13 protein-coding genes are annotated in these 14820 nt (G+C 43.6%); 6 read left to right on the top strand and 7 right to left on the bottom strand.

Annotation, left to right across the window (positions count from 1 at the left end):
• Positions 1 to 53 precede the first annotated feature (53 nt).
• From BSR11_RS04125 to BSR11_RS04110, 4 genes are all read right to left on the bottom strand, one after another.
• Positions 54 to 1766: a putative 2-aminoethylphosphonate ABC transporter permease subunit gene (locus tag BSR11_RS04125; protein WP_072669211.1), complete on the bottom strand. Its 1713-nt coding sequence runs from the start codon at positions 1764 to 1766 to the stop codon at positions 54 to 56.
• 23 nt (positions 1767 to 1789) lie between these two features.
• Positions 1790 to 2854, bottom strand: coding sequence for a putative 2-aminoethylphosphonate ABC transporter ATP-binding protein (locus BSR11_RS04120; RefSeq protein ID WP_072669210.1), 1065 nt, complete (start codon positions 2852 to 2854; stop codon positions 1790 to 1792).
• A gap of 98 nt (positions 2855 to 2952) precedes the next feature.
• Complete coding sequence (locus tag BSR11_RS04115; RefSeq protein WP_072669209.1) at positions 2953 to 3972, bottom strand: putative 2-aminoethylphosphonate ABC transporter substrate-binding protein; 1020 nt, start codon at positions 3970 to 3972, stop codon at positions 2953 to 2955.
• Positions 3973 to 4091: 119 nt separating this feature from the next.
• Positions 4092 to 5009, bottom strand: coding sequence for a LysR substrate-binding domain-containing protein (locus BSR11_RS04110; protein ID WP_072669208.1), 918 nt, complete (start codon positions 5007 to 5009; stop codon positions 4092 to 4094).
• Positions 5010 to 5166: 157 nt separating this feature from the next.
• Between BSR11_RS04110 and BSR11_RS04105 the strand changes: the two genes are divergently transcribed.
• Positions 5167 to 5820: an HAD family hydrolase gene (locus BSR11_RS04105; RefSeq protein ID WP_072669207.1), complete on the top strand. Its 654-nt coding sequence runs from the start codon at positions 5167 to 5169 to the stop codon at positions 5818 to 5820.
• A gap of 116 nt (positions 5821 to 5936) precedes the next feature.
• On the opposite strand, the gene BSR11_RS04100 is transcribed toward BSR11_RS04105, so the two are convergent.
• Positions 5937 to 7574, bottom strand: a complete 1638-nt coding sequence (locus tag BSR11_RS04100; RefSeq protein WP_072669206.1) for a methyl-accepting chemotaxis protein — start codon at positions 7572 to 7574, stop codon at positions 5937 to 5939.
• 482 nt (positions 7575 to 8056) lie between these two features.
• Here BSR11_RS04100 and BSR11_RS04095 point away from each other — a divergent pair, with 482 nt between their 5' ends.
• The 3 genes from BSR11_RS04095 (at position 8057) to BSR11_RS04085 (ending at position 10748) form a co-directional block, all read left to right on the top strand.
• On the top strand, positions 8057 to 9709 hold the full coding sequence (locus tag BSR11_RS04095) for a methyl-accepting chemotaxis protein (RefSeq protein ID WP_072669205.1): 1653 nt from the start codon (positions 8057 to 8059) through the stop codon (positions 9707 to 9709).
• Positions 9710 to 9933: 224 nt separating this feature from the next.
• A complete protein-coding gene (locus BSR11_RS04090) occupies positions 9934 to 10182 on the top strand; it encodes a TIGR03643 family protein (RefSeq protein ID WP_072669204.1) in 249 nt (82 codons plus the stop codon).
• 98 nt (positions 10183 to 10280) lie between these two features.
• Positions 10281 to 10748, top strand: a complete 468-nt coding sequence (locus BSR11_RS04085; protein ID WP_072669203.1) for a YehS family protein — start codon at positions 10281 to 10283, stop codon at positions 10746 to 10748.
• 63 nt (positions 10749 to 10811) lie between these two features.
• On the opposite strand, the gene BSR11_RS04080 is transcribed toward BSR11_RS04085, so the two are convergent.
• Both BSR11_RS04080 and BSR11_RS04075 read right to left on the bottom strand, forming a co-directional pair.
• The gene (locus BSR11_RS04080) at positions 10812 to 12101 is read right to left on the bottom strand and encodes an ATP-binding protein (protein ID WP_072669202.1); all 1290 of its coding nucleotides are present in this window, start codon (positions 12099 to 12101) and stop codon (positions 10812 to 10814) included.
• A 9-nt stretch (positions 12102 to 12110) separates the two neighbouring features.
• Positions 12111 to 12809, bottom strand: coding sequence for a response regulator (locus BSR11_RS04075; RefSeq protein ID WP_072669201.1), 699 nt, complete (start codon positions 12807 to 12809; stop codon positions 12111 to 12113).
• A gap of 170 nt (positions 12810 to 12979) precedes the next feature.
• Between BSR11_RS04075 and BSR11_RS04070 the strand changes: the two genes are divergently transcribed.
• Both BSR11_RS04070 and BSR11_RS04065 read left to right on the top strand, forming a co-directional pair.
• A complete protein-coding gene (locus tag BSR11_RS04070) occupies positions 12980 to 14155 on the top strand; it encodes a hypothetical protein (protein WP_072669200.1) in 1176 nt (391 codons plus the stop codon).
• The gene (locus BSR11_RS04065) at positions 14145 to 14798 is read left to right on the top strand and encodes a hypothetical protein (RefSeq protein WP_072669199.1); all 654 of its coding nucleotides are present in this window, start codon (positions 14145 to 14147) and stop codon (positions 14796 to 14798) included. The genes BSR11_RS04070 and BSR11_RS04065 overlap by 11 nt, the downstream gene beginning before the upstream one ends.
• Positions 14799 to 14820: the final 22 nt, after the last annotated feature.

Here is a 14820-nt window from a genome sequence, read left to right as displayed (position 1 = left end):
TGCATCATCAAAAGCGCTCTTCGGAGCGCTTTTGATGTATTAATGCTCGAGGTTTATTTATTTCGCCAGCGGCTGGTGGAGCGAGATAGTCCATAATGCAGTGCACTGTGAATCAGTTTAGCGATAACACAAGTAAAAAATATTACCATAGCCATGGCCGCCGCAGGGGCCGTTCCGCCCGCTTCTTCTAAACTCATTACTACTACAGAGGCTAAACGAGAGTGAGGGCCATACAAGAACACTACGGCTGAAACGGTGGTCATTGCGTTAACAAAAAGATACAGCGCAATATCCAATATCGCTGTTAAAGAGAGCGGAAAGATGAGGCGCGAGAAGAGATGAATCCGACTTGATTTAAGAGAATCGCCAACGCTTTCAAACTCACTATCCAATTGCTTTAGAGAAGTCACTGCGGTTAAGTGTGCGACCGAATAAAAATGCACCACTGTTGATAATACCATTACCATTAATCCACCATAAAAGGCATTGAGTGGATTACTAGGATGATTGAAAAAGAAGATATAAGCGATTCCTAAAACTAAACCAGGTACTGCCATCGGTAGCAATGCGACAAATTGGTAGATTTTCGCTAACCAAGTCGGTTGTGGTGTGCGTTCAACTAACCACGCATTAAAAAAGACAACCGTAGTGCCAATAATCATGGTCGCCGAGGCCATTATCAGTGAGTTTTGATAAGGCTTCCAGCCATGAGCATCAAAACGTTCAAATTGATAGTTGGCGAAAGTGAGATCTAAATTGTATGGCCAGTAGGTAAATAATGAAGCCATTCCTGCCATCCCGAGAATAGTCAGGATAAATAAGCCACTTGGTGCCACACACAGGATACCAAATAGACTTTTACGCCATGAACGTGGTAGTTGATAAGGGACCGAACGTGCATTTAAACTGGCTACTTGTTTTTTGCGCACCCACAGGTCGGCGGTAAAGGCTAGTAGAGCAGGAAGTAACAGAATCACACCGACCACTGCGCCCATTTCAAACCGCTGTTGACCAATCACTTGCTTATAAATGTCCGTTGCTAAAACATTAAATTGACCACCAATGATTTTGGGCACGCCGAAGTCGGTGATCACTAAAGTAAAGACGACAAAGCTGGCGCTGACTAAGCCATAACGAGCAGAAGGCACAGTCACAGACCAAAAGGTGCGCCATGGGGACGCTTTTAAGCTTGCTGCCGCTTCATATTGTCTTGCGTCTGCATGAGAAAGTGCAGTGCAGAGGATCATTAGCGCGTGTGGAAATGTCCAAAATACCGAGCCAAGGACAATACCAATTGGGCCATAAATGGTCTGCTCAGCGAGTAAAAACTTGAAAATACCTTGATTACCAAATAGATAAATTAAGCTGATCGCCGGCAGTAATGAAGGGGCCAATATTGGGATCGTGAGCAAAAGACGCAGCAGATGGCTGCCCGGTAATCGGGTGCGTGTGAGAGCGTAAGCGGCTATAAAACTGAAAAAAATCACGATAACCGTGCTCATTGAAGCTACCCAAAGCGAATGGTAGGCCGCGGTAGTGATCCCGCCCGATGAAATATACGCCGCGAAATTAGCGAGCCCGACAAACTCGCCTTGTGCATTCATTAGGCTGCGACTAAAGAGCGCGTATAATGGCCCCAATAAAGTGATACTCAAGAATAGTAGACCAACTGCGAATAAAGCCGTTAACCAAAACCGTTCGTTAAAACGCCATTCTTGAGACCAAGTGAGAGAGGATTTTGACTGCGAAATCCTAGTTGATAACATGGTGCTTTCCTTTTTTTAACTCACTATGCCGCAAAGCAATGAATGCTCTCTGCTTGCAATAATACGCCCACATGATCGCCAGTACGCAGTTGTAAGCGCTGAGCAAGACTAATGGTGACATCGGCATAAAGTTCTTCTGTAATGCCTTCGATCACTAAAGCACAGCGTAAGAAAGCGCCCATAAACTCGATGTGATTAATTTGTGCTTGAATATGACTTTCGTGAGTCGCAACGAGGGAAACATGCTCTGGCCTTACAGCAATACGTAGGGTTTTATCGACTAGGCATGGATGTTGTGTTGCTAGAGCTTGTTGTACCGCACTAAGTCGATGGATCTGGCTCTGTTGTGTCGGCGTCATGAAGTTCATTTGACCAATGAAATGGGCAACAAAAGCACTGGCAGGCTGGTTGTAAATTTGCTCTGGAGTACCAATTTGTTCAATGACACCGTGGTTCATGACCACGATACGATCCGCCATGGCTAAGGCTTCCTCTTGATCATGAGTGACCATAATCGTTGTTACGCCTAAGCGTTTTTGTAAACTGCGAATCTCATGACGTAAATGAGCACGAACCTTAGCATCTAAGGCGGATAATGGTTCATCCAGTAATAGTAAACCCGGTGCAGGTGCTAAAGCTCGTGCAAGAGCGACACGTTGCTGTTGACCTCCGGAAATTTGTGCGGGAAATTTATGGGCATGTTCGGAGAGTTCAACCAAGTCGAGTAACTCATTGACACGTTGTTTAATTAAGCGACTTTCAGTTCCTTGGCAACGTAGGCCAAACGCAACGTTATCGAACAAGCTCATGTTAGGAAACAGCGCGTAAGATTGAAAAACGATCCCAAAATCACGTTCTTTGACGGCCAGTGTGCTGATGTCTCGTTGGCCTTGTAATAACGTTCCGCTATTTTGTTGCTCTAATCCGGCGATAATTCGCAATAAAGTCGTTTTTCCGCACCCAGAAGGACCTAAAAAACAGATCAATTCACCAGGCTGAATGGTTAATTGAATATTATTTAGCACTTGGGTTTCACCAAACCATTTATTGATATTTTCAAGAGCCAGTTGGCTGCCTTGGCATCGCATGATGTTCTCCTTAACTAAGCTCGGATAAAAGGGGTAAATAGGCGGCAACCAGTCTCCGCTATTTGCGACAAATCAGAAACTGGTTAACCATCCATCGATTATTTGGCTTCAGATTTAGCGTCGTAACGACGTTCCCATTCGCGTAAAATCCGTTCACGATTAGCCGCTGCAAATTGGAAGTTATTATCAATCAGTAAGCTTTCTGCATTGGTTGGGAAGTATTGAACCGGTTTCGCCACACCAGGCATGGCAACAATGGCATACCCTTCATTGTACATTTCCATCGCCGCCTGACTGATTGACCAATCAACCAGTGTTTGAGCGGCTTGTTGTTGCTTTGTCCCCGCGATGATCGCGGTCGCTTCCATATCCCAGCCGACACCTTCAGTTGGGAAAATTAGCTCAAGGGGGGCGCCACGTTGTTTTTCACGTGCACCACGAAAGGCAAAAGAAATACCGATAGCGGTTTCTCCGGTAGCGGCATGCACACAAGGACGAGATCCGGAATGGGTATAATTTTTGATGTTAGCGTGTAACTTATCCATGTACGCCCAGCCCTGTTGTTCACCAAACAGCTGTAACCAAGAAGAAACGTCTAAATAGCCAGTTCCGGAAGAGGCTGGATTTGGCATTACGATATGGCCGCGATAGACAGGTTTAGTAAGATCTTGCCACGATGTTGGCATCGGCAAGTTGTGTTTTTTTGCTTCAATAGTATTAAAACAAATGGCTGCCATCCAAGCATCCATACCGACCCAATGAGTGGGTTGTGCACTGTCTTTAAATTTAGGCGATAGTTTTTCGACACCCTTAGGTGAGTAAGGCAGTAGCATCCCTTCATCTTGCAGCAACATTAGACTGGTTGCCGCCAGCCCCCAAACCACATCGGCGCGAGGATTGTTTTTTTCTGCCAATAGACGAGCCGTAATGACACCCGTTGAATCGCGTACCCAGTTAATTTTAATGTCTGGGTGAGCTTGATTGAAACGCTCGGCGTATTTTCGCAAATCATCTGACTCAATGGCGGTGTAGACGGTCAGTTCTGTTGCGTAAAGCATAAAAGAAAAACTTGCCGAGAGAGCCAGTATTCCTTTGGCCAAAATGTGTCGTGCTGACATGGTTAACTCCTAATAACGTATTTGTTGAGTGAATATTCTTGGTGAACTTTATTATGAATACGTTAAGCAAGTTAGATGACGAAACCGTTACGCCGCTGTATCAAATGACTTAGAATTTCTTATGTTAGCCCTAATAAATCAGCTTGTGTTGCATGGTGCTTGGCAACTTCACGGCGGATCCAATCACAAAAAGCCAATACTTTGGGGCGATGATCGCCTTTTTTCCACACGAGGTAATGTCCTCCGGTCGTTGTCATGCTCGCTGGATGCGCCAGCACGAGGCTACCTTTAGCAAGAGGTTCGGCGACCACAAAATTACGCGTCAGTAAGGCAATATCACCGTGACGAACCGCTTGAATTGCTAGGGTAGTGGTATCGAACTCTAAGCAAGGTGCATCGGCAATCTCAGTGATACCTTGTTGACTAAACCAATCGAGCCAAGTTTCTCGATAACCAATAATGGCGGCTCGTGGCCAATCTAATAACTGTTTTGCACAAGTGACGTTACCGTAATGGTTTATGGCTTGTGGGCGGCATACCACTTGCCAGTATTCATGAGTTAGCCGTTCGACTTGACGTCCATCCCAGTCTCCATAGCCGTTGTATATTTCAATATCAGGCTGACTTCTTTGATCAGATTGGCTCCATGGTGAGGTGTATAACCGAACTCGAAAGCGGGGATAATCTTTTAAAAAATTTGGCAATCTTGGAGCAAGGAAATGCTCAGCAAATGTATTGGATACACGCAGTGATAAGGTGTTATTACCTCGCTCACCAAACAGGTCTTCAGTTCCGATCCGTAATGAGTGAAAAACCTGGCTTAATACTGGCTGATAACTTTGCCCGGCATCCGTCAGTCGAATGCCTTTCGCTTCACGAATAAACAATGTGGCTTTGAGATGATGTTCTAAAATTTTTACTTGTTGGCTGACCGCTGCTTGCGTGACATTGAGTTCATCGGCTGCTTTGGTAAAACTGCCTAAACGAGCTGAGGCTTCAAATGCACGTAACGCATTCAGAGGGGGTAACTGACTCATGATTAACTCCAATGGGATGTGGTTTAACCATAAAGAAGAAAGATGAAGCTTCCATGACAGGTATTAGTAAATATAGGGCTAAGACCGAGCTAGACTCGCTATACAAACGCATTTTGGCTTGGCATCCTATATTAAGGATTCTTAATTAGGAAAAAATATGGAACTGGCTCTGTTTGATTTAGACCACACACTGATTGCCACTGATAGCTCAGCACAGTGGTGGCATTACATGTCGGAGATAGGTTGGCTGAAGAAAGAGAGTGCATTGCATCATCAGCATGCGCAAATGATGGCTGAATACGATCATGGTATACTGGATATGCATGACTATTTAAAGCTCACCCTTGCTCCTCTTGTCGGTAAGGAGTATCAGCAAGTCAGTCAGACAGCGGAAGCATTTGTGCAGCAGCATTTATTCAAGCAGTTATATCCGATGGCTCAACAATTGATCAGAGAGCATCAACAAGCTGGACGTCGAGTCGTGATCGTTTCAGCCAGTGAGGATTTTTTGGTGCGTCCTTGGCAGCAGTTATTAGCGATTGATGCCGCGATTGGTATTGAGATAGAGACACAGCAAGGGTTTATTACCGGACAGGCGCGAACCCCGTTGAGTTATCGGGAAGGAAAGGTGGCGGTAATTAATCGTTGGTTGGCCGAACAGGGCATCAGTGCTAGTGATTGTTATGCCTACAGTGATTCACATAATGATATTGCCATGCTTGAGTTTGCCAGCCATCCAGTGGCGACCAATCCAAACCAACAGCTTAAAGCGCGAGCTGTAGTGTCTGATTGGCCGATCATGCATTTTTAGTCGTTGCAGGCATTATCAAGCAACCGATCTTTTTCGCTCCTCAAGTACGATATCGTACTTGAAGGTATTGTTCTTTGCGAATCAAGACCAAAGTGTCAAAAGCTCCCCCAGCATTCCTATACGGTGGTAAAATGCTGTACTTTTTCTCCAAGCTGTTGAGAAGCATCACTTAACCGCTCACTGACCGTTCTTGCTTGTGTTGCTTGTTGTTCTAGCCCATGAGTTTCTTGACCGAGCTGATAAATAATACTTTTAGTCTGCTTTGCGACACTGGCTTGTTGATGGCTAGCCGTGGTGATCGATTGGTTAACCTGAGCAACTTCTTCAAAGGCTTGACGAATGTGTTTAAGGACCTGTTCAGAGTGTTCCGAAAATTCAACACTGGCTAAAGCTTGTTGATTTGCCGATTGCATCGCCGTGACCGCGTCATTAGCGCCTTTTTGTAATCGAGAAAGCACATCGTTAATCGAACGGGTAGCTTGTTCAGTATTGCCTGATAAATTACGTACTTCATCGGCGACGACAGCAAATCCACGACCGGCTTCACCCGCTCGTGCCGCTTCAATTGCGGCATTGAGAGCTAATAAATTCGTTTGTTCAGCAATGGTCTGGATGACGGTTAATACTTGGGATATTTCGGTAGATTCTTTATGCAGATGGCGAATGATTTGTGCTGAGTCATCGATCGATTTTGCTAAGCTTTTTATTCCAGTACTGGCTTTTTGTACGGTATTCGTTCCTTGTGAACTCAATGCTTCCGCTTGGGCAATCACGGTTTGCGCATATTGTGTGTGTTCACCGACTGCATGAATGGTTTGCTCCATTTCATCCATCGCTTTTGTGACGCTTGCGGTTTGTCGACTTTGAGTGTTGGCTTTGTCCTCAACCGTTTCGCTTACCGCGAGCATACATTGAGCATTTTGGTGTAAATCGACACTTTTATTTTCAATTTCGATGATCAAGTGACAGAAATTATTAACCATAGTATTGAGCGCTTGCGCGGTTTGTGCGACTTCATCTTTTCCTTGCACCGTTACTTGTGTTGTTAGATTAGAAGAATGAGCAAGGTATTGAATGCTATTACGTAATTGGCGTAATGGTTGCTGAATGGATCGTTGGATCAACCAGCCGAATGCCGTGAGCAAGATAACCCAAGCGGCTCCACCAAAGAGATAAAAATGCATCATTCTAGCCGTCAAGAGCGTTGCTTCTTGTTGAACGTCATCGGCTTTACTAATTTGCTGGTTAACTAATTGATTCAGTGTGTCACCGAGCGGAACCAATACTTGATTAATTTCATTACCAAACGTTGATTCGTTGAGAATTCGGATCATAATTGCATCACTGCCTGCCCTTGATATCCACTGCTGATAAAGTTCGATAGCTTTTTGCAATTGCTCATCCGCTTGTTGACTTAATGGGTCGAGCACACCGCTTTGCGTCCGTTGATAAGCTGTCCAGTGAGTTTCCACTTGGTTTATTAACTGTTCTATTTTTTCTACGGTATCTTTTTGACTTGCCCAGCCGGTGCGATAGCGTCTTAAGTCATCTAAACCTTCTTGTCTCAGTAAAGAGTGGGTCGCCAAAATATCACTCAGTGGTAGTAGATGTTGTTGATAAAGCCGCGTGAATTGCCGGTCTTTTTCCTGAGCGGCCTCAAATGAGAGTCCAAGTGCGATCAGTAAGCTGATGATGGGTAAGGCACTTAAGCAAAATAAGCGAGTACTAATGTTGAACTGGTTTAATTTAAACATAATGATAACCACCGTTAGAAAGAGGCTCTCGCTATCACTGCCGTGTTTGAGTAGTAAAATACCGAGAATACGCTGGATTATTTCTCTTTTAGATGACGACGATGTTACAGAATGTTTGAAAATTGAGCGTTGAATCAATAAGTATCGAGTCTAATCGCTCGCTTTGATGATAAGTTAAAGTGCACAGTAGAAAACAGAGTGGTTAATTATTACTTTTTCCTATCAAATTAATACGTAGATTCTATTAGCGAAGACCCCTTTATTTCACTATATCTAATCAGACTAAAGTGGTCTTTTTAGTTTGCGTTACGTACAACCTGTTCAGCGCTGATTCGGCATACGGCACAGTAAAAACTGTTTTGTCTGAACGTCTGATACATCGGTGTGTTGACCCTATTTAGCCTATTTTTTGCATTAAATATCAGCAAGCTTAATAACAAGAAATACTAATAATTTATTGATACTTATTTTTGGAGGAAGCCATGGACTTTATGTCTCAATGGAAAGTAAAAACGCGACTTGCACTGGGCTTTGGCATTTTAGTCTGTTTAATGTTGCTGTTAACGATACTCGGTATTCAGAAAGTAAACTTAATTGACGATACTTTGTCACAAATCACCGACGTGAACTCACTCAAACAGCGTTATGCGATTAACTATCGCGGTAGTGTACATGATCGCGCAATTGCGATCAGAGATGTCGCGATTGCACGAAATAATGCGGAACTCAACGCCCTAGAAAATGAAATAAAAAACTTAGCGCGTTTTTATCAAGACTCTGAAAATAACATGCAAAAAATGATTGCCAGTGGCGTGATATTTACACCCAAAGAGCAGTCCATTTTACGTAATATCGAACAAATCCAGCAGAAAACCTTACCCATGGTGCAATCGATCATTAATGATAAGAAAAGAGACATTAATGCGAATGTAACGTTATTAGATCAGGTTCGTCCGGCATTTGTTGAATGGTTGAATAGCATCAATCAGTTTATTGATTATCAAGAGGAATTGAATCAACAAATGACACCTGCAGCGCGTGAGCAAGCGAGTGGTTTTCAAAACTTAATGCTGCTGCTATCGGGAGTGGCGATCGTGATTTCATTACTCGTCGCTATCGTCATTGAGAGAAGCTTTCGTCAATCATTGGGTGGTGAGCCATATGAAGCGCAATTGGCAATTAAACGCTTATCAAAAGGTGATTTAACTCACCGCTACGGGCAAAGAGCGAAAGACAGTATTTTCGATTCGTTGTCGGGTATGTCATTAACTTTAACCGCTATCGTCAGTAATATTGTTCAAGCTTCAACTAAGATCGTTGGCCAAGTTTCGGAGGTTTCTGACGGCTCGAGTCGAGTATTGAATTCGGCCAAACAACAATCTCATTTAACGGCAGATACCCTTGCCCGATTAGAAGATATGCGTCATACGATTGATCAAATTGCTGATATTGCTAAACAAACCGAAAGTAATTCGGTCATGACGACAGATAATGCTCATCACGGACGCGAATTAGTCTTCTCGGTCGCGAAACAAATGGAAAAAATTGCTCTTACGGTTAACTCAACCGTTGAACAAGTCAAGTTACTTGAAGCAAAGACCAAAGATATTGGTGGAATATTAAATGTGATCAGTGGTATTTCAGAACAAACCAATCTGCTCGCATTGAATGCTGCGATTGAGGCTGCACGAGCAGGAGAATCGGGTCGAGGATTTGCTGTAGTGGCTGATGAAGTGCGTCAATTAGCTAAGCGTACCGGTGAAGCTACCTCGCAAATTGAATCATTGATCAGTGAGGTGCAGTCTCAAACCGCGATTAGCGTTAAGGCAATGCAAGCGACACAACCTCAGGTCGAAGAGGGTAACCAAAAAACAGCACAAGCCAGCGACCTGCTCATCAATATAGAAAAACAAGCGAAAGATACGCTTCATCGGATTCGAGAAGTGGTTTCAGCCACAGATGATCAAGTTGCTGTGGTTGGTGAAGTGGTCTCAGCGATGGGGCAAATCTCATCCATGTCGAGTGAGTCTATCCAATTGATGGCAACCAATGAAAAAGCGGGCCATGAGCTAAATCGTTTAGCCAACGAACTTAAAAAAGAGGTCGCTTATTTTAATATATCGGACAATCGATAAGTCGATACGATGAAGTTTTTTAAAATTATCAGCAACGCTCAGCCGATTAAGGGACATGTTTGATTGGTGGGATATCACCCCACTGAACGATACTTTTTTCGGCTGAGTGCCTAGGGGAACGGGATAGAGAGTAATAACGGGAAATTTTATTTTTGAAAAGCATCCATCCTGTTTTAGACAACGTACTACGCTGAGTATTTTCATAAAAAGAATAGGGCGATAGCATGTTTTTTGGTGATGAGTATTCAAGAATTATTGAAATGGCATGGGAAGATAGAACGCCTTTTGAGGCGATTTATCATCAATTTGGTTTAACTGAAGCACAAGTTATCACTTTGATGCGGCGTAATTTGGCGTCACGCAGTTTTAAACGATGGCGAGCCAGAGTCAGTGGTCGAGAAACCAAACATCTTAAATTACGGCCACCTGAAGTTGATCGTGGTTACTGCCCGACTCAATATAAACCTCGTTAACCGGTTTATTGATTGGGGATCATGGGCAGGTCTGCTAAAGTGGCGGTCTGCCAGCGATCAAGTTGATAGCGCTGGAGTACCTAAGACTAGGAAAAACTTTGACCAATAATGATATTTTCTGCGCTTTGCGCACGACGTTTGCTTTTAACGACCAAAATCTATTAGAGATTTTTCATCTCGCGGATAATGAGACGACACCAGCACAATTCGCCTCTTGGCTGAGCAAGCCACAAGCATCAGAGTTTGCTGAACTGAGTGACTCACAATTAGCGAGTTTTTTAAATGGTTTGATTAACCTCAAACGTGGTAAGCGTGAAGGCCAAGCGCCAAAGCTAGAAGAAAATTTGAATAACAATATGGTGTTGCAGAAACTCCGTATCGCGTTAAATTTACAGGCCGATGATTTACTGGATCTTTTCCAGAAGGTTGGCCTTGAGTTTAGTAAGAACGAAATTGGTGCTTTTTTCCGTAAGCCGGATAATAAACATTATCGAGAGTGCAGCGATGCAACGTTACGTCAGTTTTTACAAGCGATTGAGCATCATCCACCAGTTGTCGTGCAGTAATCATTAGCCAACAAATTTAATAAACGTCGTGAGAAGGGAGCGATTCCTTCTCACGATTTTTTGTTATCTCTCTTCACTGATGTCGAGTGGTAAACTGAATTCAAAACAAGCGCCACCTAAATTATGGCTTGAGGTGACGATCAGATGCCCATGATGTTGACGAGCGATCTGTTCAGCGATCGCTAATCCTAATCCAAAACCACCACTGGCTTTATCTCGAGCAGAACCGACGCGATAAAATGGTTTAAAAATGTGTGGCCAATGTACTTCGGGGATCCCCGGGCCATCGTCTTCAATCGTGACTTTCCAATCGATATCATCATGGCTGATACTGATTTTCACTTGTTGTTTGGCATAGCGAGATGCATTACGTACCACGTTGGAAATGGCGCGATTTAATAAATTACTATCGACTAACGGTATTGGCCAGAGTTGTGGCGCTTGTAATTCAATGGGGACTGGTGACTCAATTTGCCATTTTTCAATTTGCGTTGGTAGCCATTGTGCTAGGTCGAGGCTGATGAAGGTTAACGGCGTGGTTTCCATTTTTCCTAAGCGAAGCAGTTCGTTAATCATCTCTTCGAGTTCATGGATATCATCTTCGATACCAGCAATGTATTTATCTTTTTGTTCTGGCATATCTTGCAACATATCAAGCTGGCACTGAATGCGAAATAGTGGGGTGCGCACCTCATGAGCAATCGCGTTAGTGAGCATTTTATGACTTTCTATTAGCTGAGAGATTTTATCAGCCATGGCATTGAAGCTACGATTTAGGGTCCCCAACCGCATGGAACCTGTCTCTTTTGCTCGGATACTTAAGTCACCTTTGGCTAAGGCTTGAGTAACTTGTTCGAGGTGTTTGAATCGCCACATAAATAGCTTCATCATCAACATGCTGTATACGGCAAAGCAACCCATTAAAACCAGAAAAATAACCCAATCTTCGATATCTAAAGCAATCCAAATCTCAGCTTCTGGATCGCGATAGATGTGATAGATGGTATCGGTCGGATTGAAGGTAAATATAGAGCCATCGTCGTCGGTGGTAAACACCCCATGATTGGCCAGCCGCTCCTTAACTTGAGCCGTTAGTAAAGGGGAGTTTTCAGGCAGCGCCTCAATGATCAACCAGTTTGCATCGGCAATCGCTTTGAGTTTTTCTTTGGCAACGTCAACCCCATGCTGATCGGCCACAAACTCCAAAAGCTCAAGACTACTTTGAATTTGCTGGCTGCGTGCGACTAAATCAAGATCAGGAGAGAGCCAGTCATTAATACTGACATAACTGACTAAAGTGAACATAAAAATACCGACAAGAGCAAGATAAAGCTCTAAATAAAGACGTTTCATAGTCTCCCTTTATGACCAGCTTTCTGGGACAAATAAATAACCTTTACCACGTAAGGTTAAGATACGTTTTGGGACCGAGGAGCTATCCCCAAGTTTACGGCGTAAAATAGCTACTTTGTTATCAATGGTTCTATCAAGCCCATCGTATTCAATACCACGGGTTTCTTTGACTAAATACTCGCGTGAAAGTACTTGCTCAGCATGACTAGCCAGTAACCACAAAAGGTCAAATTCACTGTCGGTGAGCACAATATCTTCTCCGGCAAGAGAGCATTGACGAAGTTTGTGATTGATACTGAGCTGCCCAAAGTGAAGTTGATGATCATTGTCTGGATGTGGTAACTCGGTTTGTTGCTGGCGGCGCAGCAACATGCGGATTCTCGCCAGTAATACCCGAGGTTTAATCGGTTTATTCACAAAGTCATCAGCACCTAATTCAAGAGCGGCGACATGGTCGATGTCATCGTCACTGGCGGTTAAAAAGACGATTTTTCCTTTGTAGTCGTTACGAATGTCTCGACAAATCGATAAACCATCTAAACCGGGTAGCATCAGGTCGAGAATCACTAAGTCAGGCTGAACTTGCAAAATCAGGCTGCTTGCTTGCAGGCCATCATGAGCTAGATGAACCTCAAACTCATTATTTTCCAAATAGCTAGTCAACAGCTCTGCTAGCTTTACATCGTCTTCGATAAGTACAATTTTCATAAGTGAATCATCAGTTAAAAATAGCGTGGATACAATAGGAGCAGACAAAACGGTACATTATGTGGCGCTGTGTAAGGCTTGCATACATAAGCGTACAAAACATGAGTTGTGTCACAAAAAGTAAATAACTATAGTTCGGGTCAATACGTTAATAGTACGAGTATCGTCCCATGAATTCTATACAACCCTATGAGAACCGTACGCGTTTAGTCGGCCTCGACTTTTTACGCGGTTTGGTCATTTTTATGGCTATCTTTGAACATTATACGGGGTATTTAAACTATTGGTATGTGGATTTTTTTCCTAAAGAGAGCGATTTTTATGAGACATTATATCGTTCACATTTACCTATGTTGGGGCAACTTGTCCCGATGGACAGTTTTACCGGTCAAGTCTCAGCGTGGTTGATCCCTTGGGTGAGTCAAGTCTATTTGGCGTTAGCGGCGTTTAATCTCTCGGCGCGATCATCTGAACATATGCGGGCAACACTAGTGAAAAAACTGGCTCTATTTTTGAGCATTATTTTTGTGTTGTATATTGAAGGTTTTATTATTGCGCCTAACTTTGGTGAGGCAATTTCATTTTATCCAGTCATGCTATGGATGACGTTACTGGCTTTTTTCTCTATTGTTTACGCCTTTTTTGGTATCCGCGGCATGTTGGTGTTAACCGTATTGAGTACTGTCGTCAGTCAGCTTGGGGTAACGTCATTACTTGAGCATGCTGAGCTATGGATGCAAACCCATGTACACCCAGGCTATGAGTTGGATGCACGGTTAGACCTGTTTATGGCCAGTGGATGTTTTGGTTTTCTCTATGGGTGGGTATGGCATCATTACGCTGAAAAACGTGATGCGCTGAATAAACTTGTTTTGGGCGTTGCGTTGGTGGCTTTAACACTCTATTTCTTAAATGGTCAAGCGGCGACGATTGATCTACATGATGTGTATGCCGAAGAGCATGCTTTAGCAGAAGATACTATTGGTCGTCTCGGGATCTGGGGTACGGAATTTCTAGTGATTGGTTTAATCTTAACACTGCATCAAGCTGGGATCCGTTTAAGCTGGCGTCCTCTCAATTGGATAGGCATGTACTCATTAACCGTGTTTATTTTCCATAAGTCGATTTTTATTTTCTTATGGGGACCGCTACTCACTTGGGCTTCAGCGAAGATGGGAACGACCTTACCGAATAATTTCTTGCTGATATTTACCTTATGTTCATTATCAGTCGGCATCATTTATCTGTTTAAACGCTCAGGCATTATTTGTCATCTGATGGGTGATCATCAAGATCAGATGTGGAAGGATGTTTACCGTCAGAAAAGGCTACCCGATGCTCAATAAAACGATGATTCTAGGTTACCAAACTATCGTCGTGTTCACGCTGACCCTATGGGTCAGCGTTGTTCGTTGTGATGAATTTAGTCTTGGTGCAAGTTTTGGTATTGATAGTCCAGCGGTGAACTCATCAACCAAATGGCAATGGTCACCGAGTATCGCTTATGAAAAAGAGACTGAATTTGGACTGCTCTTTGCTCAGGGAGGAGAAGCGGGGATCGCTTTGCCTGTGCCATATTCGGACAAGGCTTATTTTACTGTCGGCCCTGTCTTATTGAGCGAAGAGCAGGGATCGTCACGAGTCGGTTCCAGTTTGCGTATCGGTTATCTATTTACGGAATCACTGTCGGCCTCATTAGCATGGCAAAAGGATTGGTCAAATGCCGTTGGAGCGCAGTGGCTGATTGATGGCTCCTATCAGCTTAATGATGAGTGGAGTATCAATGGTTGGTCTCGCTATGCAGATAAACATAATCAAGCATTACGTCATGTCTCTGGTACATGGCGTGATGTTGGCCTAAGTGTTGAATGGGAAACGCCGTTTTTATCCGATTGGGTGAGTACAGTAGAGGTTGGCGTTAATCATCAAATGGATAGGCATTTTACCGAGCCAGTGTTGAGTTGGAGTGTGCGTTACCTGTTTTGGTAATCATCATTAGCTGCCATTCAGT

This window comes from Vibrio injensis, assembly GCF_001895205.1.
Classification (GTDB): domain Bacteria; phylum Pseudomonadota; class Gammaproteobacteria; order Enterobacterales; family Vibrionaceae; genus Vibrio; species Vibrio injensis.
Note: the sequence above shows the minus strand (reverse complement) of the source record. Positions and strands in the feature narration are given on the sequence as shown.